At 65.5% G+C, this 25,005-nt stretch carries 19 protein-coding genes and 1 tRNA gene; 7 read left to right on the forward strand and 13 right to left on the reverse strand.

Annotated features, from left to right (window positions below; genetic code table 11):
* Positions 1–4: 4 nt before the first annotated feature.
* Positions 5–2,992, reverse strand: coding sequence for a glycosyltransferase (locus KQ310_RS07455; protein ID WP_259721137.1), 2,988 nt, complete (start codon positions 2,990–2,992; stop codon positions 5–7).
* A complete protein-coding gene (locus KQ310_RS07460; RefSeq protein ID WP_259721138.1) occupies positions 2,989–3,603 on the reverse strand; it encodes a hypothetical protein in 615 nt (204 codons plus the stop codon). Before KQ310_RS07460 ends, KQ310_RS07455 begins: the two co-directional genes overlap by 4 nt.
* Positions 3,604–3,667: 64 nt before the next feature.
* On the opposite strand from KQ310_RS07460, the gene KQ310_RS07465 reads away from it, so the two are divergent.
* The gene (locus KQ310_RS07465; protein WP_259721139.1) at positions 3,668–4,465 is read left to right on the forward strand and encodes a sulfotransferase; all 798 of its coding nucleotides are present in this window, start codon (positions 3,668–3,670) and stop codon (positions 4,463–4,465) included.
* Positions 4,466–4,503: 38 nt separating this feature from the next.
* The gene (locus KQ310_RS07470) at positions 4,504–5,430 is read left to right on the forward strand and encodes a hypothetical protein (RefSeq protein ID WP_259721140.1); all 927 of its coding nucleotides are present in this window, start codon (positions 4,504–4,506) and stop codon (positions 5,428–5,430) included.
* Between the two features lie 33 nt (positions 5,431–5,463).
* On the opposite strand, the gene KQ310_RS07475 is transcribed toward KQ310_RS07470, so the two are convergent.
* The 6 genes from KQ310_RS07475 to KQ310_RS07500 all read right to left on the reverse strand — a co-directional run bounded on the left by KQ310_RS07475 (position 5,464) and on the right by KQ310_RS07500 (position 14,394).
* On the reverse strand, positions 5,464–6,684 hold the full coding sequence (locus tag KQ310_RS07475) for a hypothetical protein (protein WP_259721141.1): 1,221 nt from the start codon (positions 6,682–6,684) through the stop codon (positions 5,464–5,466).
* 84 nt (positions 6,685–6,768) lie between these two features.
* A complete protein-coding gene (locus KQ310_RS07480; RefSeq protein ID WP_259721142.1) occupies positions 6,769–8,013 on the reverse strand; it encodes a glycosyltransferase family 4 protein in 1,245 nt (414 codons plus the stop codon).
* A 74-nt stretch (positions 8,014–8,087) separates the two neighbouring features.
* On the reverse strand, positions 8,088–9,353 hold the full coding sequence (locus KQ310_RS07485) for a calcium-binding protein (RefSeq protein WP_259721143.1): 1,266 nt from the start codon (positions 9,351–9,353) through the stop codon (positions 8,088–8,090).
* Positions 9,354–9,521: 168 nt separating this feature from the next.
* On the reverse strand, positions 9,522–10,715 hold the full coding sequence (locus tag KQ310_RS07490; protein WP_259721144.1) for an HlyD family efflux transporter periplasmic adaptor subunit: 1,194 nt from the start codon (positions 10,713–10,715) through the stop codon (positions 9,522–9,524).
* A complete protein-coding gene (locus KQ310_RS07495; RefSeq protein WP_259721145.1) occupies positions 10,715–13,654 on the reverse strand; it encodes a peptidase domain-containing ABC transporter in 2,940 nt (979 codons plus the stop codon). The genes KQ310_RS07490 and KQ310_RS07495 overlap by 1 nt, the downstream gene beginning before the upstream one ends.
* The gene (locus KQ310_RS07500; RefSeq protein WP_259721146.1) at positions 13,651–14,394 is read right to left on the reverse strand and encodes a peptidylprolyl isomerase; all 744 of its coding nucleotides are present in this window, start codon (positions 14,392–14,394) and stop codon (positions 13,651–13,653) included. Before KQ310_RS07500 ends, KQ310_RS07495 begins: the two co-directional genes overlap by 4 nt.
* 111 nt (positions 14,395–14,505) lie before the next feature.
* On the opposite strand from KQ310_RS07500, the gene KQ310_RS07505 reads away from it, so the two are divergent.
* Positions 14,506–14,577, forward strand: a tRNA-Gly gene (locus tag KQ310_RS07505).
* Between the two features lie 17 nt (positions 14,578–14,594).
* On the opposite strand, the gene KQ310_RS07510 is transcribed toward KQ310_RS07505, so the two are convergent.
* Complete coding sequence (locus tag KQ310_RS07510; protein WP_259721147.1) at positions 14,595–15,173, reverse strand: GNAT family N-acetyltransferase; 579 nt, start codon at positions 15,171–15,173, stop codon at positions 14,595–14,597.
* 91 nt (positions 15,174–15,264) lie between these two features.
* On the opposite strand from KQ310_RS07510, the gene secA reads away from it, so the two are divergent.
* The 3 genes from secA to KQ310_RS07525 all read left to right on the forward strand — a co-directional run bounded on the left by secA (position 15,265) and on the right by KQ310_RS07525 (position 19,825).
* Complete coding sequence (gene secA / locus KQ310_RS07515) at positions 15,265–18,162, forward strand: preprotein translocase subunit SecA (RefSeq protein WP_259721148.1); 2,898 nt, start codon at positions 15,265–15,267, stop codon at positions 18,160–18,162.
* Positions 18,163–18,249: 87 nt separating this feature from the next.
* Positions 18,250–19,056 carry an ABC transporter ATP-binding protein gene (locus tag KQ310_RS07520; protein ID WP_259721149.1) on the forward strand — a complete coding sequence of 269 codons (807 nt, stop codon included), beginning with the start codon at positions 18,250–18,252 and terminating at the stop codon, positions 19,054–19,056.
* Complete coding sequence (locus tag KQ310_RS07525) at positions 19,040–19,825, forward strand: ABC transporter permease (RefSeq protein WP_259721150.1); 786 nt, start codon at positions 19,040–19,042, stop codon at positions 19,823–19,825. The genes KQ310_RS07520 and KQ310_RS07525 overlap by 17 nt, the downstream gene beginning before the upstream one ends.
* 68 nt (positions 19,826–19,893) lie before the next feature.
* On the opposite strand, the gene KQ310_RS07530 is transcribed toward KQ310_RS07525, so the two are convergent.
* From KQ310_RS07530 to KQ310_RS07545, 4 genes are read right to left on the reverse strand one after another with little or no spacing between them, the layout of a single operon-like run.
* Entirely contained in the window at positions 19,894–21,360 is a 1,467-nt protein-coding gene (locus tag KQ310_RS07530) for an ABC transporter ATP-binding protein (RefSeq protein WP_259721151.1), read from the reverse strand.
* 44 nt (positions 21,361–21,404) lie between these two features.
* Complete coding sequence (locus KQ310_RS07535; RefSeq protein WP_259721152.1) at positions 21,405–22,232, reverse strand: ABC transporter permease; 828 nt, start codon at positions 22,230–22,232, stop codon at positions 21,405–21,407.
* A 23-nt stretch (positions 22,233–22,255) separates the two neighbouring features.
* Positions 22,256–22,996, reverse strand: coding sequence for a serine O-acetyltransferase (gene cysE / locus KQ310_RS07540; protein WP_259721153.1), 741 nt, complete (start codon positions 22,994–22,996; stop codon positions 22,256–22,258).
* Positions 22,997–23,020: 24 nt separating this feature from the next.
* Positions 23,021–24,016: a GntR family transcriptional regulator gene (locus KQ310_RS07545; RefSeq protein ID WP_259721183.1), complete on the reverse strand. Its 996-nt coding sequence runs from the start codon at positions 24,014–24,016 to the stop codon at positions 23,021–23,023.
* A 145-nt stretch (positions 24,017–24,161) separates the two neighbouring features.
* Between KQ310_RS07545 and KQ310_RS07550 the strand changes: the two genes are divergently transcribed.
* The gene (locus KQ310_RS07550; protein WP_259721154.1) at positions 24,162–25,004 is read left to right on the forward strand and encodes a dienelactone hydrolase family protein; all 843 of its coding nucleotides are present in this window, start codon (positions 24,162–24,164) and stop codon (positions 25,002–25,004) included.
* Position 25,005: the final 1 nt, after the last annotated feature.

Raw genomic sequence — 25,005 nt, forward strand, 5'->3', positions numbered from 1 at the left:
GGAGTCAGGTCCAACCCTCCTGAAGGCCGGCGGCCAGGGGCAGCTCCAACCAGGGGTGGCGCTGCTGCAGCTGCCGACTCACGGCCCGCAGGTGACGGTGGGTGGAGGTGGCCAGCATGGAGGCGCCGTGGCGGTGGTAAGTGGCCAGCACCTGGGGGGCCAGCACACCCTGGTGCCCGGCTTCCATCAGCTTGCACCAGAAGTCGTAATCCTCCCATCCACCGGGGATGTGCTCATAGCCGCCCACGGCTTCCCAGCTGCTGCGCCGCACCAGGGCCATGGCATCGACCACGTTGCGCTGACGGAAGTGGGTCCGCTGCCAGCTGAGGCCGCTGATCAGGGTGGAGGGAGAGGCTGCGGCGCCGGTTTCGTCGACCACCTCCACCAAGGGATGCACCACCGCCACCGCACTTGGGCTGGCGTTGCCCACGGCCAGGCAGGTGGCTACGGCTTCAGGTTGGAGAAGGTTGTCGGCGTCGAGCACGAAGCACCAGGGGGAGCGGGCCCAGCGGAAGGCTGTGTTGCGGGCTGCGGCCAGGCCGCCGTTCTGGTCATGCCGCAACAGCAGGGTCCGCGCGAATCGGTGTCCGTGCTGGTCAAGCCAGACGCGGACGCGTTCCTCGCCGCCGTCTGCGGAGGCGTCGTCCACCACGATCAGCTCCAGGTGACCGTGGCTCTGGGCCCGCACGCTCTCCAGCGCCGTCACGATCCGCTCGGCGTAGTTGTGCAGGCTGATGCAAACTGCCGCGGTGGGTTCCGCCATTTGCTGCTCCCACAGGGAGCGGGCTCTGGGTTCGGGGGTGATCACCGGGGGGGGAGGCAGCGCGCCCTGGGCTCGCCAGACCAGCTCTTTCACCAGTTCTGCCGCGCTGAGAGGAGCTGTGAAGGCCTGGGGTGGCAGCCATCCAGTGCGGGGATCTGCCGGGGGGCTGAGGGCCTGCCAACCCCTCAGCCGCCGTTCGGCCTCTGGCGGAGTGAGCCGCACCAGCTGGAGGCCGGCCCGGTTGCAGCCCTGCAGCCAGCTGGCCAGCAGGCGAGCCTGCTGCACCCCGGCGATCGCCACCGCCTCGAACTCAGGCCAGCCCCACAGGGGCGGCTGCAACTCTCGCTCCCAGCTCGCGCCCGCGCTGCCCAGGGTCAGGATGGGCGCCTCTGCGGCCAGAGGTTCTGCGGCCAGAGCCTCTGCGGGCGGCAGGCCGAGCTGGAGGCAGGCCTCGGCTGCCATACCGTCCTGGCTGAGCCAGCCGTTGGCGTTGCCCTGGGGCTCGATGGGTCGGGCATTCACCCCAAGGCGGCGCAGCAGCGGCACCAGGTCGGACCGGGCGAACACCCAGGGCAGCAGGGCCAGCCCGAGCAGCTGCAGGCTGGCGGCGCCTGGCGGCAGCGGCTCCAGCAGCAGGGCCAGCGCGCCATCGTCATCACCGGCGGTGGTGGCGGCGGTCTCCCCGTCGAGACAGTCGAAGCCGGGGGGCAGCGGCAGGTGCTGCAGCCAGGCATGCACCTGCCAGTCGAGCAGGTCGCCGTCGGGCACCAGCACGCGGCAGCGCCGGGGGATCGGTGGTGGATCGTTCAGCAGCGCCTCCGGCAGGAGGAAGCTCTCCGGCGCCGCCGCTGCAATGGCCTCCAGCTCCTCGGCGCTGAAGCCCTGCCGCTGCCATTGCAGGATCCGGGCCACGGCTTGTTCGGGGTCTTGGTCGCTCAGGGCCAGGGCGGCGGCACCCCAGGGATGCAGGCCCTCGAGCCGGGCCGTGCGCCAGAGGGCCTGCCGCTGCGGGGTCCCCGCCAGCCAACGGGGTTCGGCCACTGGGCAGGGCGGCAGCTCCGCCGCCAGACCGACCTGCAGGAAATGGAAGAGCGGCGCTCCCGCCACCGTCAGCCCCCGCTCGCGGCACGCCTGCAGGTAGAAGGCCGTGTCGAAGAGGGGATGGACGGAGCGCCCCTCCCGCCAGCCCCGCCAGCTGTAGTGCTCCAGTGGCTCATGGTCGCTGGAGAGGCCAGGTGAGCGGCGGCGGTAGTGGCCGGGATCGAACCAGGGACCTGGATCCGGGCAGGGCACCAGCGCAGCCCGGCGGCGCAGCAGCCGCGCCCGCAGGCCGCTGCGAAACGGAGGGCAGGCAGGTAGAGGCCGTGGACGGGGATCATTCAGCCAAAGCTTCAGTTCGCCCGGCTCGCGGGTCTTTGCGTCGGATCGGCTTCGATCCAGATGCGCCAGGGTGCGCAGATGCTGGTGCAACCGGCACAGCTCTGGATGGATGGGCAGTGGCAGCTCGGCCGCGGCGCGGCGGCTGCGGCGATGGGCGGGGCGGATACGGGCGGCGGCCGCATCGAGAGTCTCCTGCGAGGGCTCGCTGCACCGGCAGAAGCGCGCCAGGGCCTCCAGCTGGCGGCGGCAGGCGGTGGGCTCGAACCAGGCGGCGTAGTCCACCACCAGCAGGGGCAGGTTGTCGCCACCGTTCAGCAGTGCCTGGTGGTGGCGCCACCAGAGCCGTTGGGCTCGCCAGGCGGTCATGCCGGCGGCCAGCCGGTCGCGCTGCAGGAGCGACACCATCACCTCGGCCGGATCCCGCACGCTGAGCACCAGCTTCAGGGGCTGGTCCAGCTCGGCTGCCACCTGGCGCCAGAGGGGCAGCAGCAGGGAGGTGCGGGGATCTTTCAGGGCCCAGGGGCCCGGCTGGCACCGCTGTTCCTCGGCCAGCAGCCGGGTCAGGCTGGCGGCGCACCGCCGCACCGCCGGAAAGCCGAGCCAGCCCTCGGTGAGCTCCATCACTCCCGCCTCGGCGGGCCACCACTGGCCGAGGCTGATCAGCAGCTGCTCCTGCAGGGCTGTCAAGTCGGCACGTTCGTAGTAGCCCTCAGGGTTGTGGGGATCAGCAGCGATCAGATCCCCCGGCAGTGGCACCCCCAGGGCCGGCAGCAGCGAACCCAGCAGTGAGGTGCCGCTGCGGTGCATGCCCACCAACAGGATCAGGGGAGGGTGCGCCGAGCTGCTCAATCCGGGGCTGGGGCGGCGGACGACTCAGGGTAAAGGGAGCGCTCCCAGTCGCTCCAGCGGGGATTCACAGCCCGCAGGCGCTGCCGGTCGCTGGAGCTGAAGCCGGGTTCGTCTTCGACGACTTCGGTGGGTTTGGCGTTCTCCCGTGGTGGCGTTTCCAGGGGCAGGGTGCCGGCGGGCAGCAGGGGGAGGAGCAGGCGGTTGAAGTCTGAGGCGAGATGCTCGAGCCGCAGGGCCTCCGTGCCCTGATCCACCGCGAAATACTGCAGCCACCAGTCGGCCGCCACCCACGTGCCACCCAGGCGGAGGGAATAGAAGAGGCCGCTGCGCACCGGCTCAAAGGGCAGGTCCGCCAGGTCCATGTGTCGCCGTTTGTGCTGCCAGTCGCTCACCAGCCACTGCTCCAGCCGCCGGGCGGTGATGAAGCGGCGCCGCGGCCCGGCCTGCCAGGAGCCACGGCCCTCGCGCAGTGCGATCGAATCGTGCTTGGCGGAGGTGTCGTCGGCGTCGACCGCAATGCCCGGCAGGGCCAGCTCACGGAAGAGCCTGGTCATGCTGGTGCCGCCGGTCTTGGGCAGATGCAGCCACAGAAAGGAGTCGGCAATGATCATTCCGTGCTCCGCTGCCGACGTGCGACTGACCTGAGCGAGAGTATCTGGGGCAACTGGCGGAGAGATGGCTGGGGCGAGAGAGATCGATCCAACAGCGGCGCCCCTGCCCGATTTCCTCGGCCTCGGCGTGCAGAAAGGGGGCACCACCACCCTGCAGCGGCTGCTGGAACGGCATCCGCAGGTGTTTCTGCCGGCGGGAAAGGAGGTGCACTTCTTCAGCCTGCACTACGGCGAAGGGGAGGCCTGGTACCGGCATCACTACGCCGCTGCGGCCCCCCACCAGCGCTGCGGCGACATCACGCCGTATTACCTGTTCCACCCCGCCGCGCCCGGGCGGATCCAGGCGCTGCTGCCGCAGGCGCGGCTGATCGTGCTGCTGCGGGATCCGGTGGAGCGCGCCCTCTCCCAGTATTTCCACTCGCGCCGCCTGGGGCTGGAACCCCTCGATCTCGACGCCGCCCTCGCCGCCGAGCCCCAGCGCCTGGCCGGTGCAGAGGCGCTGCTGGCGGCGGGGGATGGAGTGGTGGTGGGGCGGCACCGCAGCCACCAGGAGCACAGCTACCTCAGCCGCAGCCGCTACGAGCAGCAGCTGGACCGCTACGAGGCCCTGTTTCCGCCCGGCCAGCTGCTGCTGCTGCGCAGTGAGGACCTGTTCGCGGCGCCGGAGCGGATCTGGCCGCTGCTGCTGGAGTTCCTTGCCCTGGATCCCTGCCCGCTGCCGGCGGAGGCCGCCTCCCTGCGGGCCAATGCCGGCCGCGGCGAAGCCGGCCACGTGCCGGAGGCGCTGCGGCGGCGGCTGCGCCAGGAGCTGGAGCCCACTTACCGGGCGATGGCCGCTCGCTACGGGATCAGCTGGCCCTGAGCCGGGCCACAATGCGCCGATCAGCGGGCGGGCGCGGGATGACGGCGGACGTGACGGCGGACGAGCAGGGGCTGCGGCCCTGCCGGGTGCGGGTGGTGGTGCCGCACTACTACCACCAGGGTCCTGGCCACATCGGCTACGGCTCCACCCGCGCCGATTCGCTGCTGGAGCGCCAGATTGCCCTGTCTCGCTGCCTGGGGGGCCTGCTGGCCCTGAACCGGGCCGAGCGCGATGAATTGCTGCTGATCGACCTCCGCGCCATCGGCCTCACGCCGGGCAGCACCTACCCGGAGCGGCGGCTCAGCGGCGTGCAGGTGGAGCTGCATGTGTTCGTGACGGGCGACCGCTGCCTGGCGCCGGTGCTGAAGCACTACGGCCGCCGGATCCAGGTGCACCAGGTGGAGCTTGAGGATCCCCGGCGCTTGCCCCACGAGGCGCGCCGCTTCCTGCTGGATTCCGAGCCCGATGCCGATCTGTATCTCTACCTCGAAGACGATCTGGTGGTGGCGGATCGCCTCTTTGTTGACAAGTTGCTCTGGTTCCTGGAGCGCACCGGCCACCAGCTGGCCCTGATGCCTCACCGCTACGAACTCACCGGCGATCCGCGGATGCCGCGCCTGTTTGTGGATGGCCCGATTGCACTGGAGACACTGCAGCGCCTGGGCCGAGCGCCCCAGGAGGGTGTGGCCCAGGGGCGCTTCTGGGATGGGCAGGAGGTGGTGTTCGATCTGGCCAGCAATCCTCATGCCGGATGCTTTGCGGTGAGCGGGCCCCAGAGGCAGCTGCTGCGCGAGCAAGGCGTTCCAGACGACGGTTTTGTGGGGCCGCTGGAAACCGTGGCTACTTACACGGTGCTGCGGCACTTTCCGGTGGTGAAGCCCGCCTGGGCCTGCCGCGATTTCCTGCTGATCGAGCACGGCCACCCCTCGTTCCTGATTCACCGGCCGGTGCTGCCGCGGGTCTGAGGTTCAGCCGGCCAGCGTTGTGCTGACCAGCTTTCAGCTGTTCAGCAGGATCAGATCGGTGCTGGGGTCGATCTGGCCGGCCGCCACGGTCTGGAAGAACAGGTCGCCGCTGTCGTACGCGGCTGTGGTGTTGTTGATCCAGAGGTAGGTGCCCGTCAGCGACCCGGCCGTTACGGTCACCTCGAAGGTGGCGATGAAGGCGGTGGTGGAGGCTCCGCCGAGGGGATCAAGGGCGGCCTTGAGGGTGGTGAAGTCGTTGGCACTGGCCACCGTGAGGCTGGTCTTGGTGGTGATCACCCCGCTGGCGAGGCTGCCACCGGCCAGGGTGGTGGCCACGGCGCTGATGTCGAGTTTGCTCTTGGTCTTCACGAAGGCGCCGGCATCCGCGAAGCGATCAAATCCGGCCACGGTGCCAGTGGTGGTGGCGGCGGAATCGGTGATGGCGGTGATCTGATAACGGGTGTCCGTCACGCTGCCGCTGTAGGTGTCGGCTCCGCTGCCCCCGATCGTCCGATCGGCGCCGCCGCTGCCGATGATGGTGTCGAGGCCGGAGCCGCCCAGCAGGGTGTCCGCCTGGGCGGACCCGGTGATCTGGTCGTTGTCGTTGTCGCCACTGAGCACGAAGCCGGTTGTCCCAATGCCGTTCACGCCGCCGCTGGCGGTGATGAAGTCGTTGCCCTGGCCGCCGTAGAAGGTCACTGCCGTGAGCAGAGTGGCCGCATCGCTGCTGCCATAGCCACTGAGGCTGAGCAGATCGTTGCCGGCATTGCCGTTGAAGCGGCTGTTGCTGAAGGCTTTGGAGCCGGAGATGGTGAGGCTGTCGTTGTCCTGGCCGCCGAGGACGGCGGCATTGTCGGCACTGCCGCTGAACAGAATCGTGTCGCTGCCCTGGTTGCCATTCAGGGTGCTGGAGAGCAGGGAGGTGGGGGAGGTGAAGAAATCGTCGCCGTCGCCGCCGGAGAGGGTGCTGAAGGAAATGATGCTGTTGATGTTGATGAAATCATTGCCCTTGTTGCCGCTGAACAGGGAACTCTGCACCTCCCCCAGGGTGTTGATCGTGTCGGCGCCTTCTCCCCCCTGCACGGTGGAGGGGCTGATCAGGCCGTTGCCGATGCGGATCAGGGTAATGAAATCGTTGTTCTTCTGGCCGCCCGCATAGATCGGCAGGGTTTCATCCACGGCCGCGAGCACATCAAGCTCATCGCTGCCGATGAAGTCCACCTGCGTGGCACCACGGATGGTCGTGAAGGTCAAGGTCGGCCAAGAAGCAGTGGATGCAGGTTAGGGGCGATGGCCAAGGCTGCCCCATTGGTGGCCGCCGGTGCAGCACTGAAATCTTCAGCGCCCGATGGCGCCCGAGGCCACCAGTTCCATCAGGGCCAGATGGCGCGGCACGCACTGCTCCAGGCGGTAGTGGCGCAGGATCGTGTCGCGGGCCTTCTGCCCCAGGGCGGCGGCTCGTTCACAGTTGTGGAGCAACTCGGCCACGGCGATGGCCAGATCATCGGGTTTGAAGAAATCCACCAGCAGGCCGTTCTCGCCATCGCGGATCACCTCCTGCACAGGGGCGGTGGCGGAGCCCACCACGGCGCAGCCGCTGCTCATCGCCTCCAGCAGGCTCCAGCTCAGCACGAAGGGGTAGGTGAGATACACGTGGCAGGCCGAGAGCTGCAGCAGCTGCAGAAAAGCTTCGTAGGGCAAGGGGCCGGTGAAGTGGACGCGGCTGGCGTCGTATCGGCCCTCGATGTCCTGCAGAAACGCCTCCTTCCATTCGCCTTCCGGGCATTCGGCGCCATAGCTCACTCCTTCGGTGGCGCCTACGATCACGATCCGTGCTTCCGGCGCCAGCTGTTGCAGCGCAGGAATGGCCCGCAGGAAGGTGTGGCAGCCGCGGTAGGGCTCGAAGCGGCGGTTCACGAAGGTCACGATCGGCTGCCCCTGCTGGAGCTCGGTGCTATCCGGCAACAGCAGGGGAGCCGCGCCGGGATTGGGCTGGGCGCGGTTGGTATCGATGCCGTCGTGGATCACGCTGATCCGTTGCTGCCAATGTTGCGGAAAGCTGCTGCGCTGGAAAGCGGTGGCGCTCACATTCCAGGTGGCTGATTCCAGGGTCATCAGCAGATAGGCATTCTTCATCTGGGTACGGGCCTTGTCGTGCCAGCCCAAATGGCCCTGGAGTTCGGGATCGAAATTCAGATCAAACCCTTCGGTTTGATAGAAGAACTCCTGATAACACAGCAGCGGCACATCCGGCCACACCGCATGCAGAAACAGGGATTCACCCCAGCCCGGGTGGGCACAGATCAGATCGGGCTTGAATCCTTGCTCTTTCAGTTCAAAGGCAGCCTTGGCACAGGCTTCGGCGCGGATGAGTTTGGATTCGGTTTCCACTGCCCACGGATGAATTCCGGCGGCATTGACCCGATTGAGGCGATAGCGAAGGTATTGAACTGCTTCCGGAAAGGGGCGAGTGGGGGAATGAATCCCAAGGCCGATGATTGTGTGATGGGTATGCCGGCAGAGGTGTTCGAGGATGTGTCCGTATTGGCCGGGAAATCCTTGGTGTACAAAGAGAAAATTCACGCTCTAGTGCAACAAGCCAAAAGAAAAAGGGTCCCCGAAGGGACCCTTTTGATGGTACCAAATCAGATAGGGAATCAGACGATTGTAATATCTCCAAAGGCGATTTGACCGGCTGCCGCGGTCTTGAACATCAAGTCTCCGACGTTGTAGGCGGACTGGTTGTCGTTGATCCAGAGGTAGGTGCCAGTCATTGCGCCGGCAGCAACCGTCACGTTGGTGATCTGGATGGTGCCAGTGGTGGAACCCACGATGGCGGCGGCATCAAGGGCGGTCTTCAGGGCACCAAAGTCAGCGGCAGTGGCCACTGCAACGGCATTGGTGAAGAAGCCTGTAGCACCGCTAACGGCACCACCAGCGAGAGCTGAGGATACTGCAGTGATATTAAGCTTATCAGTGCCGGTAACGAAGGAGCCGGCAGCGGCGTAAGAGTCGAAGCCCCTAGTGGTTCCGCTGGTGGTAGCAGCGGAGTTGCTGATAGCTTCGATCACGTAGGTGTCAGTGCCAGCACTGACAGCATACTCGTCAGCACCATCGCCGCCCAACATCCGATTGGTACCAGTACCGCCGGAAATGTTGTCATTGCCGACACCGCCCCAGATGGTGTCGTTGCCGGCATTCCCAACAGCAGTGTCGTCGCCTTCCCCAAGGTAAATGGTGTCCTTGCCGGCAGAGCCGATGACGTTGTCGTTGGCCTTGTCGCCGCTGAGGGTAAAGCCTTCGCCACTTCCACCATTCACACCTGCAGCAGCATTGATGGTGTCGCCGCCTTGGCCGCCGAAGAAGGTGACGTTGGCAAAGGTGTCGGTAGCGGCGCTGGTGATGGTAATAGTGTCAGTACCATCGTTACCATTGATGCTTGAGTTGCTGTAGGCAGCACCGCCAACGAAAGGAGTTACGGTCAAGGTGTCGTTGCCTTGTCCACCCAGAATGTTGCTGCTTGCTACCGGAGCGGCAATGGCAATCGTGTCGTTACCCAAGTTGCCATTCAGGGTGCTGGACACCATGCTGGCCGGCGGGGTGAAGGTGTCGTTGCCATCACCACCAGCGATCAAGGTGTTGGTGACGATGCCATTGATGTTAATGGTGTCATCGCCCTTGTTGCCGTTGAAAATGCTGTCTGCCGAGATGGCAAAGGTGGCAAGGAGGTCGGCCCCTTCGCCGCCTTGAACAGTTGCGTTGCGGGTGACGCCAGTTGCAACTTGAATGTAGGTGATGGAATCGCCAGCCTTGCGTCCACCGACGAAAGAAGGCTGGTCAATGTTGACGGCAACCAGAGCATCCACTTCATCCGTACCGATGAAGTCGATCTGTCCGGCACCTGGGATGGTTGTGAAAGCCAAGGTTCCTGAATGAAGAGGACTCCCGACTACAGTAGGAGCCCGCCCCAGCGCAGGTCAAGAGAGGGGGGACGGCTCTGTGCCAGGACCCTGACAGTCACAGCGCCAACAGCCGAGACCGATGAGAAAAGATAGCCCGCTTGAGTCCACCCAGTCTAAGACTAGCAAGAATCAGATACGTCGCAGAGAATCGGCCTTGTCCTTAAAGTCGCTGAGCAGCAGCTGCAGGTAGGTGACTTTCCGCAGCTTGATGTGGGCCGTCAGGCTCATGCCCACCTGCAGGGGCAGCTGGCGGCCGCTCTTGAGTTTGAGCTGCTGGCTGGCCAGTTGGATTGTGGCGGGAAACCGATACAGCTCCCGTTGCTTCTGGGGGTCCGGGGCGAGGGCATCGGACCCCACCCGCTTCACGCTTCCTTCCAGAACGCCGAAATCGGTGGCGGGGAAGGAGTCGATGTTGAGGTCAGCCGGCATGCCGACCCGCACGAAGCCGATGTCGTTGGTGTCGATTTCCACATTGGCCTGGAGCTTGTCGAACGGCACGATCTTCATCACGGTGGCGGCGCTCTGGGCCGCGTAGCCAACGGCAGTGGGTTTGAGATCAAACACCACCCCGTTCACCGGGGAGCGCAGCGCCTGGTAGCGCAGGGTCACCGTTGCCTCGGTGAGCCGGCCCTGTAGGTCGGCCAGTTCGCCGCGCAGACCAGAGACCTCCCCCTGCAGCTGCTCCATGCCCTGCTCGAGGATCGCCTTCTGGCGCAGCCGGTCAACCCGGGTCTGCATCAGGCGGCCCTGGGTTTCCTGCACCTTGTTGCGCTGCTGCAGGTATTGCAGCTCCGCCGAGGCACCTTCTTTGGCCAGGCGCTCGAAACGGCTGAGGATTTCCTTCTCGAGGGCCAGATTCTGCTCGAGCATGTTGACCTCCTCGCCATTCATCTCCAGGTAACGGGCCAGTTCCTTGTCTTTCAGGGTCAGTTGCTCTTCTTTGCGCAGCAGTTGATCCCGTTTCTGCTTCTGGGCCTGCTGCAGGGATTTCTGGTTCTGAGCGCTGGTTTCGGTATCGAGCTGCATCAGGATCTGGCCGGCCTTCACTTGGTCGCCGTCTTTCACCAGGATCTTCGAGGCGATGCCCCCCACCGGCATCTGCACCTCCTTCACCGCTCCGATCGGCTCCAGCTTGCCCTTGGCCACCACGATCTCCTCGGTCTGGGCTAAGGCCAGCCAGCCCACGCCGAAGGCGGCCGTGCCCATCAGGCTCCAGAGGGTGAGCCGCATCCAGTGGCGGCTTTGCTGCAGCACGGTTTCGTCGTGGTTGGGAACGGCCACCCGTTGCTCGATGGCGGTCTGGGCCTTGCGCAGCAAATTCATCAGCCCGCCTCCTGCTGGCAATACAAGGCGTAGTAGCGGCCGCGCAGGTCGATGAGTTCCTCATGGGTGCCGGTTTCCACCACCGCGCCCTGATGCAGCATCACGATGCGATGGGCCCGCCGGATCGTCGAGAGACGGTGGGTGATGAAGAAGACCGTGCGGTCGTGCAGGGTGTCGATCAGGTTGTCGCACACCCGCCGCTCGGTTTCGTAATCCAGGGCGCTGGTGGCCTCATCCATCACCAGCAGCTTCGGGTTGCTGAGCAGGGTGCGGGCGATGGCGATCCGCTGGCGCTGGCCGCCGCTGAGCGAACCACCTCGTTCGCCCACCGAGGTGCTGTAGCCACCCGGCAGCTCCATGATGAAATCGTGGGCGCAGGCGATCCGGGCGGCTCGCACGATCTGCTCGGTGTCCGCATCCGGCTGGGTGAGGGCGATGTTTTCAGCCACCGTGCCGGAAAACAGCAGCGGATCCTGCGGCACGATGCCGATCTGGCGGCGCAGCGAATAGAGCTCCACCTTGTCGATGTCGTATTGATCGATCAGCACCCGGCCCGAATCGGGCCGGTAGAGGCGGGGCAGCAATTTCATCAAGGTGCTCTTGCCACTGCCGCTCTGGCCCACGATCCCCACAAAGGTGCCCTGGGCGATGTGCAGATCGATGTGCTTCAGCACCGGCGGTGTGCCGGGCTGGAAGCTGAAGGTCACATCCTCGAAGGTCACATCGCCATCCAGGGGCGGCAGGGGGATCTTGGCCTGGTCGGCTTCGTCGGACTCCTGCGGCGTGTCGATCACATCGGCCAGCCGCTCGAAGCTCACCCGCAGCTCCTGGATGTTCTGCCAGATGTTCGAGAGGCGCAGCAGCGGCTGGGTCACGTAACTGCTGATGATCCGGAAGGCGATCAGCTGGCCCAGGGTGAGCTCGCCCTTGAGCACCAGCGAGGCCCCCACCCAGAGCACCATCAGCTGCGAGAGCTTCTGCAGCACCTGGCCCGTTTCGTTCAGGGCCGTGCCGGTGATCGTTTTTTCGAAGGTGCGGGCGATGTACTGGCCGTAGCGCTCCTGCCACTTCCAGCGGCTCACCATCTCCACGTTCTGGGCTTTCACCGTCTGGATGCCGGTGAGCACCTCCACCAGATGGCTCTGGGTGCGGGCGTTTTCTTCGGCGGCCTGGCGGAACTGGCGGCGGAACAGCGGTGCCCCCAGCAGGGTGAGGCCGATCTGGATCGGCAGCACCACCAGGGCCACCAGGGTGAGCAGCCAGCTGTAGATCGCCATCACCACGATGTAGATCAGCGAGAAGGCCGCATCGAGGATCGTGGTGAGCGCCTGGCCGGTGAGGAAGCCGCGGATCTTTTCCAGTTCGGCCAGGCGGGAGCCGAGTTCACCCACCGGGCGTTGGTCGAAATAGTGCAGCGGCAGCCGCAGCAGGTGATCGATCACCTCAGCGCCGAGGCGTTGGTCGATCCGGTTGGTGGTTTCGGTGAACAGGAAGGTGCGCAGGCTGCCCAGCACGCCCTCCAGCAGGGTCACCACCACCAGGGCGAAGCCGAGCACCTGCAGGGTGTCGAGGCTGCGCTGGCTGATCACCTTGTCGATGATCACCTGGATCAGCAGCGGGTTGGCCAGGGTGAACAGCTGCACCACGAACGAGGCCAGCAGCACCTGCATCAGCACGCCGCGATAGCGCGTCAGCGCCGGCAGGAACCACTCCGGCCCGAAGCGCTGCTCCGGCGTCATCGTGGAGCGCTCCATCACCAGCAGCTCGATGCCCTCGGGGAACAGCTGCTCGAGCTGTTCGGGGCTGAGCTGCACCCGCCCCTGTTCCGGTGAGGCCAGGGTGAGGCCGCGGCCGTTGCTGGCGATCGCCACCGCGAAGCCACCCTCCCAAGGAAGGAGAGAGGGCACCTGCAGGCGGGTGCCCATCGAGGCGGGCACGCGGGCGGCGATCACATGCAGGCCCAGGCTGGCGCCCAGCTGGCCGCAGAGCTGCAGGTTCGGCGCCTGGCCGCGGCGCAGGCTGTCGCGCAGCACCTTGTCGATCGCGTCGCGGCGGAAGGGCAGCTTCAGCTGGCGGGCCAGCATCTGGAAGCAGGCCAGGGTCGACTCCACCGGACCCTTGCCCTCGATAAGGCGGAAGCCTTCGAGCGGATTGTCCTGGCCCAGATCGAGGTGGCTGCCGGTCGGCAGTTCCGGTGCCAGGGCCAGGGCCGATGAGCTGGTGGCTGGGCTGGTTTGCTGTTTGGCAACGCCGCTCTCCTCCAGCAGGGAGGCGGGCAGGCTGATCAGTCGCAGGCTGAAGGGTGGGCGCGCCACCGGTGCTGCTGTCCCGGCGCTCAGCACCTTGCCGATCTCACCGTCTGCGGTGTTGGCGCTGGCCAGCAGCACCACCCGTGGATCGGCGTGCTCTTCAGGCTGGGTTTGGGCCAGGCAGGCGGCATCCACCAGCCGGGCCTGCTGCACCGCTGGACCCAGCACCCGCTGCATCGAGAGGTCGCTCTGGGCCTGGCGGTTCTGGATCGCCATCAGCAGGGCCGCCACCTCGGCGGGCCACAGGGTGCTGTCGCACCACTGACGGAAGCTGGTCTCGTTCTTATAAAGCTCCACCACCAGCTCGTCGCTGATCCGGGCGGCGATCACATCACCGGCGGACGTCACGTCTTCGCAGGAAGCCGCCCGCAGCAGCGAAGGCAAGCCCACCAGGTTTCCAGGGCCGAGCTTGGCCAGGGTGTCGAGCCGGCCGCGCTCTCGGCCCAGCAGGCGGCACTCCCCCTGCAGCAGCAGATAGACATGGGCTGGCAGCACCTGGCCATCCACCAGGGTCTGCCCCGGGCGGAAGCGCAGCACCTCCACCTCCGCCTCCAGGCGGCGACGGGATGCAGCTCCCAGTCCTGCGAAAGCCGGATGGGCGAGAACGGGTGCGATGGGCGCCTGGGTCATGCTGGAACCGATGGGACGCCCTCGTCCTGATTGCAAAGTGCGCCGATCTTACGCGTGGTCTCCTGCTGCACCCATTGATCCATCAGCTCCGCGGCCATCTGCTGGGCTATGGCCGCATCGAAGCTGGCGGGGGTGTAACTCTCCAGCCGCACCACCAGCCACCACTCGGCGATGGCGAAGGGCTCCAGCAGCAGGCCGGGAGGGCTGGTGCGCAGCCGTTCCGCCAGCTGCGGATGGGCCTGGGTGAGCGGCACCGGTCCCACCACGCCCTTGGTGGCTTTTTCCGGGCCTTCGGAGTACTGGCCGGCCAGGTCGGCGAAGTTGGCCTCGCGGGCAGCGATGCGCAAGTAGAGCTCCCGGGCCAGGAAGCCATCCCGTACCCGCAGCAGGCTGTACACCACCCGATCCAGCTGGTTCTTGCGGGTGAGGAAGTGGGCTTCGGCCTTGGGACCGTAGTGCTCCTGGCAATAGCGGCGCATCCGCAGCGGCAGCTCGGCCTGGTGCACCAGATCCTCAGGCCGTAAGCCCTGAACCTTGAGGTACTCATCCCGCGCGGCTTCGTTCTGAAGGCCGGCCTGCTGGTGGAAGGCCTGCAGGGCCTGTTGCTGCTCCTCCAGGCTGAGGGGCTCGTTGCCCACGGCTTCTTCCACCACGAGGCGCTGTACGAGCGAGCGCAGCAGGTTGTTGCGCTGCAGCAGCTGCAGGGCCGCCGGGTCGATGGGGAGAGGCGCATCGTTCATTCGAACCACCCTAGGAGCGCCAGGTCGCTGCCACTTCTGACAGGTGCCCGCCGGATTGACCAAGGGCCCGGCGGTGGTGCATGCTCACTGGGTCGGCGACGCAGCCGAAGCGCGGATGTAGCTCAGTGGTAGAGCATCTCCTTGCCAAGGAGAGGGTCGAGAGTTCGAATCTCTTCATCCGCTTGATTTGAGCTGATCTTTCAGTGGGGCGCTTGCCGGTGATCCCGGTGCCACACCAGCAGATGCTGGCTGTGGCTGGCGTCGAATCCGAGCCGCCGGTAGAAGCCGGCGCTGTTGGTCGTCATCAGATAGACGCGCTCGGCCTGGCGAACCGCAGAGCAGAGCAGCAGCTCCTCGACGATGCGCCGGCCCAGACCCAGGCCCTGATGTTCGGTGGCCACCACCACGTCCCAGAGCACGGCGCGGAACACACCGTCGCTGGTGGCGCGGCCGAACCCCACCAGCTCCTGGCCGCGCCAGGCGCTCACCACCGCCTGGCTCTGGCCCAGCATCCGGGCGAGCTGGCGGGGCCGGCGGTGGCAGGCCCAGAAGCTGTGCTGGTCAAACAGCTGCCGCAGGGCCTCCAGCCGCCAGCGCAGGCGCAGGACCAGGGGACCGTGGCGGATCAGGCGGATGGCCGCGGCCTCAGCGGGGGATGGGGCGACGGCGCACAAGGCAGGTTGCACGGGTTTGGGCAAATCCTCGCCTCCGGCCTGGCGGCTCCCGTGCTGCGGCGGCAGGTCTGCGCCGGCACGCCAGCGATTCGGCCGGCGGGCCATGTCGCCAGATCCCTTGCGGCATCTGGCTTTTGTGGATCGCAGTGGCCGGCCCGCGGTGATAGGGTGACCGATTCAACCAGTCGGCCTTCCCATGCTCAAGCTGCTGCTGGGTGATCCCAATGCCCGCAAGCTGAAGCGTTACCAGCCGATTGTTTCTGACATCAATCTGCTGGAAGAGGAGGTGGCTCCCCTCTCCGACGACGATCTCCGGGGCCTGACGGCCGAATTCCGCCAGAAGCTGGAGACCGCCCGCGGCGCCGGCGGCTCCGCCGAGGCCGTTGCCGCCCGGGAACGCAAGCTGCTCGATGAGCTGTTGCCCCAGGCCTTCGCCGTGGTGCGGGAAGCGGGCAAGCGCGTGCTCGGCATGCGCCACTTCGATGTGCAGCTGATCGGCGGCATGGTGCTGCACGACGGCACGATCGCCGAGATGAAGACCGGCGAGGGCAAAACCCTGGTGGCCACCCTGCCGGCTTACCTCAATGCCCTCACCGGCCGCGGCGTGCACGTGGTGACCGTGAACGACTACCTGGCCCGGCGCGACGCCGAGTGGATGGGGCAGATCCACCGCTTCCTCGGGCTGAGCGTGGGCCTGATCCAGCAGGAGATGGCCCCCACCGAGCGGCGACGCAACTACAACTGCGACATCACCTACGCCACCAACTCGGAGCTGGGCTTCGATTATCTGCGCGACAACATGGCGAACGACATCGCCGAGGTGGTGCAGCGCGACTTTCACTACTGCGTGATCGACGAAGTCGACTCGATCCTGGTTGATGAAGCCCGCACGCCCCTGATCATCTCCGGTCAAATCGAGCGTCCGCAGGAGAAATACCGCAGTGCCTCCGAAGTGGCCGCCCAGCTGGAGCGTGCCGCTGAGCTGGGCAAAGACGGCATTGACCCGGAAGGTGACTATGAGGTGGATGAGAAGCAGCGCAACGTGACCCTCACCGATGAGGGCTACGCCAAGGCCGAGCAGGTCCTCGGCGTGAGCGATCTGTTTGATCCTGCTGACCCCTGGGCGCATTTCATCAACAATGCGCTGAAGGCGAAGGAACTGTTCGTCAAGGATGTCAACTACATCGTGCGCGGCGAGGATGCCGTGATCGTTGATGAATTCACCGGCCGGGTGATGCCGGGCCGCCGCTGGAGTGATGGTCTGCACCAGGCGATTGAGGCCAAGGAGCAGCTGCCGATCCAGCCCGAAACCCAGACCCTGGCCTCGATCACCTATCAGAACTTCTTCCTGCTCTATCCGCGCCTGGCGGGCATGACCGGCACCGCCAAGACCGAGGAGGTGGAGTTCGAGAAGACCTACAAGTTGGAGGTCACGATCGTGCCCACCAACCGGCCCCGCTCCCGGGCCGACTGGACCGATCAGGTGTACAAGACCGAAACCGCCAAGTGGCGGGCCGTGGCCCTGGAAACCGCCGAGATCCACAAGGCCGGTCGCCCTGTGCTGGTGGGTACCACCAGCGTGGAGAAGTCTGAATTGCTCAGCGCCCTGCTGGCCGAACAGCAGATCCCCCACAACCTGCTCAACGCCAAGCCCGAGAACGTGGAGCGGGAGGCGGAGATCGTGGCCCAGGCCGGTCGTGCCGGCGCCGTGACCATCGCCACCAACATGGCCGGCCGCGGTACGGACATCATCCTGGGCGGCAACAGCGATTACATGGCCCGCCTCAAGCTGCGGGAGGTGCTGCTGCCCCGGCTTGTGCGCCCCGAGGAGGGGCATCGGCCGCCGGTGCCCCTGCAGCGCTCCGCCGACGGTGGCGGCGGTTTCGGTGGCAGCGGTGCGAGTGGTGGTGGCGGCCAAGGAGCGGGTGGTGATGCGTTCCAGGCCCCGAGCGAAGCCCGGGCGATCGGCAGCCTCTATCCCTGCGAACTCAGCCCCGATACCGAATCCGACCTCTCCGTACTGGTGAAGGAGCTGGTGGCGACCTGGGGAGATCGGGCCCTCACGGTGCTGGAGCTGGAGGATCGCATCGCCCAGGCGGCCGAGAAGGCCCCCACCGACGACCCCAGCATCCAGCTGCTGCGCGAACGGATCGCCCAGGTGAAGGCGGAGTACGACGCGGTGGTGAAGCAGGAGGAGCAGCGGGTGCGCGAGGCCGGCGGCCTGCATGTGGTCGGCACCGAACGGCATGAATCGCGCCGGGTGGACAACCAGCTGCGCGGCCGGGCGGGTCGGCAGGGAGACCCCGGCAGCACCCGCTTCTTCCTGTCGCTGGAAGACAACCTGCTGCGGATCTTCGGTGGCGATCGGGTGGCTGGCCTGATGAATGCCTTCCGGGTGGAGGAAGATATGCCGATCGAATCCGGCATGCTCAACCGCTCGCTGGAGGGGGCTCAGAAGAAGGTGGAAACCTATTACTACGACATCCGCAAGCAGGTGTTCGAATATGATGAAGTGATGAATAATCAGCGCAAGGCCGTCTATGCCGAGCGCCGCCGTGTACTCGAGGGCCGCGAGCTCAAGCAGCAGGTGATCGGCTACGGCGAACGCACGATCGACGACATCGTGGAGGCCTACGTCAACCCCGATCTGCCGCCCGAGGAATGGGATCTGGAGCGCCTGGTGGGCAAGGTGAAGGAATTCATCTATCTGCTCGAGGATCTGCAGCCCAAGGATGTGCAGGGACTCTCGATGGAGGAGCTCAAGGCCTTCCTGCAGGAGCAGATGCGCAATGCCTACGATCTCAAGGAAGGCCAGATCGAGCAGCAGAACGCCGGTTTGATGCGTGATGCTGAGCGCTTCTTCATTCTCCAGCAGATCGATACGCTCTGGCGCGAGCATCTGCAGGCGATGGATGCGCTGCGCGAATCGGTGGGTCTGCGCGGCTACGGCCAGAAGGATCCGCTGATCGAATACAAGAACGAGGGCTACGACATGTTCCTGGAGATGATGACCCAGATGCGTCGCAACGTGATCTACTCCATGTTCATGTTCCAGCCGCGTCAGCCGGCCCCGGCGTCTTCGGTGACGGCCTGAGTTCGGCAGGGTAGCCATGCAGCTTGTGTCGCCTCAGCGATTGCAATCACTGATTGTTCTTGTCTTTTGTGGCGGGCGAATTCTCGCATGAGTGCTGATCCTGATGGCAACATTGCCGTGGTCCCTGTTGCGATGGCCGATACGGTATCACCGGTGTTGGAGCTGCATGATGTGTGGTTGCGTATCCCCGTCCATACCACGGAAACCCGTAGCCTGAAAAAGGCCTTGATTCGTTCCGTGACTGGCGGTGCACTGCGCAAGGCAGGCTCTGGGGCAGAGATTGAAGCCCTTCGTGGTATCAGCTGCATGATCTCTCATGGCGAGAGGGTTGCATTGATTGGTCACAACGGTGCCGGCAAGTCCACTTTCCTCAGGCTGGTCTCGGGTATTTATCAGCCCAGCAGTGGCACTTTCCGTGCCCATTGCCCAGTGTTCCCAATGATCCAGAAGAATTTCATTACCAGCCCCGATCTCAGCGGTGTCCACGCCGCAAAGGGACATTATCTATTGATGCATGGCAATCTACGAGGCTTTGAGGCTTTTCTGGAGGATGTGCTTGATTTCTCTGGGCTGGGGGATTTCATCCATTTGCCCATGAAGGGATATAGCGAGGGGATGAGTGCGCGATTGCTGTTCTCGATGCTGACTGCATCGCAGCATGATTGCCTAGCGCTGGATGAGGGGTTTGGTGCCGGCGATGCCAGCTTCTTTGGAAGGGCCCAGCGGCGCATGGAAGAGTTCATTGACGCCGCCGGAACCTTGTTGCTTGCCAGCCACTCTGATGGTCTGTTGCGCCAGTTCTGTACGCGAGGACTGGTCTTCGACCAAGGGAGGATTGCTTGTGATGCACCCCTTGAGGAAGCCTTGGCTTTCTACCATGAACGTTGTTTCTAAGTCGTTGCGATACGCCTGGTCCTCTCGCAGGGCTTGGTGGTTTACCGCCACAGCGCGCACCAAGGCCAGGTTTGCTCGAACGGCGCTAGGGGGCTTCTGGTTGGGGCTTTCGAACCTGTTTTCAATCGCTGCCTTGGCGATTGTCTATGGCACTGTTTTCGGGGTTCAGGATTTCAGCCGATATGTCGTCTATCTTGGCACTGGCCTCGTGATCTGGAATGCAATTGCGGCGGCAATAGGCTCGGCCCCCAGCCTCTTTGAGTACAATGCTGGGCGTTTGAAGAATACCAACATAAACCCTATTTTCTACACTCTGGAAGAGTGGGCATTTCAGGTCCAAACGTTCGTTCAGTCGTTTGGGCTGGTCTTGCTGGCTTTATCTGTTTTTCAGCCGACGCTCTATCTGCATTTTTTTCGCGTTGGCTTGCTGCCGATGCTGAATCTTTTGCTTTTTATCTATTGGGTCCCCTTGATTATTTGCCTGATCGGCGCTCGCTATCGCGACCTCTTCCAGCTCGTGCCAATTGCCTTGCAGTTGCTTTTCCTGGTGTCGCCTATTCTTTATCAAAGGAAGAATCTCGGCTCCTTGGTCTGGATGGCTGATTTTAATCCTTTCTATCGGCTCCTGAGCCCTTTTCGTCATGCGTTGATTGAGGGCGAGTTCAAGGCAGGGCAGTCGTTTCTGATCCTTGCTGTGAATCTGGCTGGCATCTGGATTGCGTTGGTGATGCTGGATCGTCAGCGCCGCTATCTGCCATTCTTGGTTTGACGCAGAGGCTGCTTTTCCTTGGTTGAGGTTGAGCTCAAGTCCCCTGCTTCTCTGAGCTCTTGGCATCGTTACGGAGCGTGTAATGACGAGGCTTCTGATGGCCGCACTGGTTCGTCAGTCATGAGCTCCGGCGGAGCCAGCTGCAGGCTGCAGGCCCCGATCACCTGGACCTGCTCAGCCTCCACGACCCGCAGGGCGCGGTAATCCACGACTCGGTGAATGAAACTGCGCCCTTGACGATGGTGGGTGAGGATCCCTCCCCCGGCAAAGTAAAGCCCAGGCCAGAGGCCCCCCTGAAAACTAAATCGCAGGCTCCAGTGATGTCCAGTGGGATAGCTGGTGCTGCCGCTGAGGGAGGGCTGGTTGGGGTGCTCAGGGTACATCTGGCCACTGATCCGTTGGCCGGTGTGGCTGGCCAGGTGGCAGGCGAAGCACACCCCCTCTAGGTCGGTGTCGGCGGCGTAGTCGAAGCAGAGGGCAAAGCCTTCGCCGAAGGGCAGCACGTTGGCGCGCTGGCCCTCCAGGGTCTCGAACCAGGCCTCGGTGATGCGGGCGCCATGGCTGGGATACACCTCGGTGCTCTGGGGCTGCAGGGACGCATCGAACCAGGCCTCAAGCGGGCCAGGGCCGCTTTCGGGCTCGGGGTTGGCGATCGTGGCGTCCGTGTTGTCGATCAATCCGGCCGCCTTGGGGAGGCCTGTTGTCTCGAATGCGTTTTCGGTGTTGGGCTTGGCGGTGGCTGCCTGCAGGGTTTGGGCGAGAGGGGGAGCCAGCACGGCGTCCCATTCGGCATCGCTGGCCGTGATCAGGCGCTGATACAGCACGGTGATCCGCGCCGGCTCATCCAGCCGGCGGGCGCGGCCCTTGTGCAGCAGCAGGGCCCGGTCGCAGTGCTGAAGAATCTGGGGGCAACTGTGAGTCACCAGCAACACCGAGGTGCCGTTCTCCTTGAGCCGCTCGAGGTGGGCATAGCACTTCTTCTGGAACAGCTCATCGCCTACCGCCAGGGCCTCATCCACCACCAGCACGTCTGGATCCACATGGGCCTGCACCGCGAAAGCCAGCCGTACGGCCATGCCGCTGGAGTAGGTCTTCACCGGTTGATTGAGGAAATCGCCGATGTCGGCGAAGCCGAGGATGCGGTCCAGCCGTTCGTCGGTTTCGACCCGGCTCAGCCCCAGCACGGAGGCGTTGAGGTAGACGTTCTCAAGGCCGCTGAATTCCGGGTTGAAGCCGCTGCCCAGCTCCAGCAGTGCCCCCAGTCGCCCGCGCACCTGCACCGTGCCGCTGGTGGGGGTGAGGGTGCCGCAGAGCAGCTGCAGCAGGGTGCTCTTGCCGGAGCCGTTGCGGCCCACCACCCCCAGGGTCTGGCCGCGGGCCAGGCGGAAGCTCACCTCCTGCAGAGCCCAGAACGGCCTGTAGAGCTGACGAGTGCTCCCCCAGAAGGCCTGCAGCAGCCGGTCGCGGGGGTGGTCGTAGATGTGGTAACACTTGCTGATCCCCTCGGCCACGACCGCGTCAGCCGGCTGCGTCATCGGAACCTCTGTACTGGGGGTCTGTGGTCTGGAGGTCATGGGAGTCAGAGCACGTCAGCGAAGCCGCGCCGCGCCTTCTGGAACAGGCGGAAGCTGAGCTCACAGGCCAGCAGGCCCAGGGCGGTGCCGATCACCAGGTAGCTGGCGGAAGGGGGCAGGCCCTTGATGGCCACATCGCGGGTCTGCTCGATCACCGCCACCAGCGGGTTGAGGCGCAGCAGGGGCTGCCAGCGCAACGGCAGGGCGCTGAGGGGATAAAACACCGCGCTCAGAAACATCAGCATGCTCACCACGGTGCCCAGCACCTGACCGAGATCGCGCACGTAGACCCCCAGTGCCGAGAGCAGCCAGCTCAGGGCCAGGCAGCCGCTCACCAGGGGCAGCCAGATCAGGGGCAGCCACAGCAGGGTGGGCGGAATCGCCCCCTGGGCCACCAGCTCGAACAGGGCCAGCACCACCAGGCTGGTCAGAGCATGGAAACAGGCCGTGGCCACGCTCACGGCAGCCAGAATCTCGAGGGGAAAGATCACCTTGGTGACCAGATTGGCATTCTCGAGGATCAGCCCGGGGGCCTTGGTGGCGCTTTCTGAGAAGAGATTGAACACGATCAGCCCGGCGAACAGGTTGATCGCGAAACCGAGTGGGCCGGCCTGCTCCAGATCCCCCCAGCGCGCCTGGAACACCTCGGAAAACACGAAGGTGTAGACGGCCAGCATCAGCAACGGCGTCAGAAAGCTCCATCCCCAGCCCAGCACCGAGCCGCGATAGCGCCCCTGGACTTCACGCAACGTCAGGCGCCAGGCCAGCTCCCGCTGTTTCCACAGGGCACGCCAGAATCGCGGGGTGATCCGTTGTTGCCAGCCGCCATCCATCGCGGCAGGTTACGCGTTGCCGTTCACCCAGACTCGTCGCCAAGAAATTCCAGGATTTCCCGGTCCATCAGATTCTGGGACAAGCCGCTGCAGGGTTCCTGCAGGGGGCGGCCGGCTGCCACCTCCCGCAGGCAGGCCTGCAGCCGCGCCAGTTCATTCTCGAGCGTGTCGATGCGCTCCATCAGGTTGCGAATCACGCGCGCTTCGGTGTCCGGCAGGGCCGAGTGGGCCAGCGGGTCGATGCGAACGCCGGATTGATGCACCACCCGGCCGGGGATGCCCACGACGGTGCAGTTGGGCTCCACGCTGCGCAGCACCACCGACCCAGCGCCGATGCGGGTGTTGGCCCCCACCGTGATCGCCCCGAGCACCTTGGCGCCGGCCCCCACCACCACGTTGTTCTCCAGGGTGGGATGGCGCTTGCCGTGCTCCTTGCCGGTGCCCCCCAGGGTCACGCCCTGATACAGCAGGCAGTTGTGGCCCACCACGCTGGTTTCGCCGATCACCACGCCCATGCCGTGGTCGATGAACACGCCCCGGCCGATGCGGGCACCGGGGTGGATCTCCACGCCGGTGAGCAGGCGCGAGAGCTGGCTGAGCAGCCTCGGCAGCAAGGGAACCCCCATCCCCCAGAGCCGGTGGCTGAGGCGGTGCAGCACCAGGGCGTGGAAGCCGGGGTAGCAGAGCAGGATCTCCAGGGTGCCGCGGGCGGCCGGATCCCGTTCCTTGATGATCGCCAGATCGGCCCGGATCGCGTTCAGCATGCGGAGATCATGCGGCGGCAGCGATCATGCTGCAGCAGACAGCAGGCCGATCTCCTTGCGCAGCTGATCGATCGTGGCAGTGCCCAGGTAGCTCTGGGCGCAGTGCACCACCGGCAGCCGCATCAGCTGGGCCCGGTTCTGGCGCAGAGTCTGTTCCACCAGCGGCAGGCTGGGTCGGTCGCAGAGCACGTGGCTGGCGGCGCGTAGCAGGGCCAGCAGGCGGCTGCCGGTGTCGGGATTGGCGGTCATCACCAGCAGTTCATTGCCGCGCATGCTGTGCAGGATCACCTCGGCGGCCCTGAGGATCCCTGGGCTGATGCTGACCAGGCCCACGCAGCTGCCGGCCCGCAGCTCCTTGAGCAGGTTGAGTTCGTGGCGGAAGTCGTTGAGGTCCACCGGCACCGCCCGCACGCCGTGGCGTTTGGCGATCTCCTCCACCGGCTGCAGGAAATAGCGGCTGGTCACCACCGTGCCGTTGTTGGAGCTCTCCAGCACCGATTCCAGCTCCTCCATCGGCACCACCTCCACCGGCACCTCCAGGTTGGGGGCCAGTTCCTCAGCGATCAGGTGGGAGGCACCGATGTCTTCCCGGGGGGTGCTCACCAGCACCCGGGCGCCGCAGCGCAGCCGCCAGTCGATCTCGCGGGTGAACAGATCGCGGGCCTGCTGCAGGGTGCAACCGGCGTTGAGCAACCCATCCACGCCCTGCCGCACCTCCCGGTCGATGTCCGGCAGGGCCTTCTGGCGCGGGCCGGGGGGCAGGCGGATCTCGCGCGGGTTCTGCTGGTCGCGCACGTAGATGCCAGAGCCGGCCATGGCCTCCACCACGCCGTCGTTCTCGAGCTGGCGGTAGACCTTGCTGATCGTGTTGCGGTGCAGGCCGGTCTGCATCGCCAGCTGGCGGGTACTGGGTAAGCGGTGGCCGGGGGGGTAATGGCGTGCCGCGATCGCGAAACAGATCTGGTTGTAGAGCTGGGTCGACGCCGGGATGTCGCTTTCCTGCTGAATGTGGAATCGCACGCCGGAGGGGACAGAGCTTTCGCCGGCCACCCTAAGGATCAAACCCCCCCGTGACAATTGTCCCGTTGGCATACGGTCATGTGCCGGTCTGGTCCGGTTCTGCCGTTGGGGCGACCGCACAATGGCGGCTGCGCTTCCTGCTGCCATGGCTTCCGATGCCACCCCCGCTCCGGCCCCTGCTGCTCCGGATGCTGCCGGCTGGGTGACGATCCCGGTCGCGGCCGCCGCTGCAGTGGCTCCCACAGGCCTGCGCTGCTGGTGGGAACCGGCCAGGGGCGGGTACTGCCGGGGTGGAGTGCTGGTGTTGCCGGAGGTGTTCGGTGTGAATGGCTGGGTGCGCGGCACGGCGGGCCGTCTGGCGGCCGAGGGCTATGCCGCCCTGGCGATGCCCCTGTTCTCCCGCACGGCGCCGGAGCTGGATCTCCCTTACGACACCGCCAGCCTGGTGGAGGGGAGACACCACAAGGACCAGACCACCACCGCCCAGATCCTTGCCGATGGCGCGGTGGCCACCGCCTGGCTGGCTGGGCAGCTGGAGGCCCAGGGCCTCAGCGCGTCTGCGGGGCAGTCCGTGGGGCTGGGCTGTGTGGGCTTCTGCTTCGGCGGCCATGCCGCCCTGCTGAGCGCAACCCTGCCGGCCATTACCGCCACAGCGGATTTCTATGGCGCCGGCGTGGCCAGCGGCCGCCCCGGTGGCGGTCCCCCCAGCCTCAGCGAGGTGGAGCGGATTCCGGGCCGGCTGCTGTGCGTGTGTGGGCGCCAGGATCCACTGATCCCGCCGGCCGATGCGGCCGCGATTCGCTCCGCCCTGGAGGCGGCCAACGCGGCCAATCGGCTCAGCGCTGACGGATCGCCTGAGGCCCGACACCGCTATCTGGAGGTGGAGGCCGGCCATGGCTTCATGTGCGACGCCCGCGTCGACTACAACGCCGACGCGGCTGCCATCGGTTGGGCTGCCCTGCTGGAGTTCTTCGCGGCGAGCCTCTGAG

This window comes from Synechococcus sp. CS-1328 (genome assembly GCF_025128095.1).
Lineage (GTDB): Bacteria > Cyanobacteriota > Cyanobacteriia > PCC-6307 > Cyanobiaceae > CBW1002.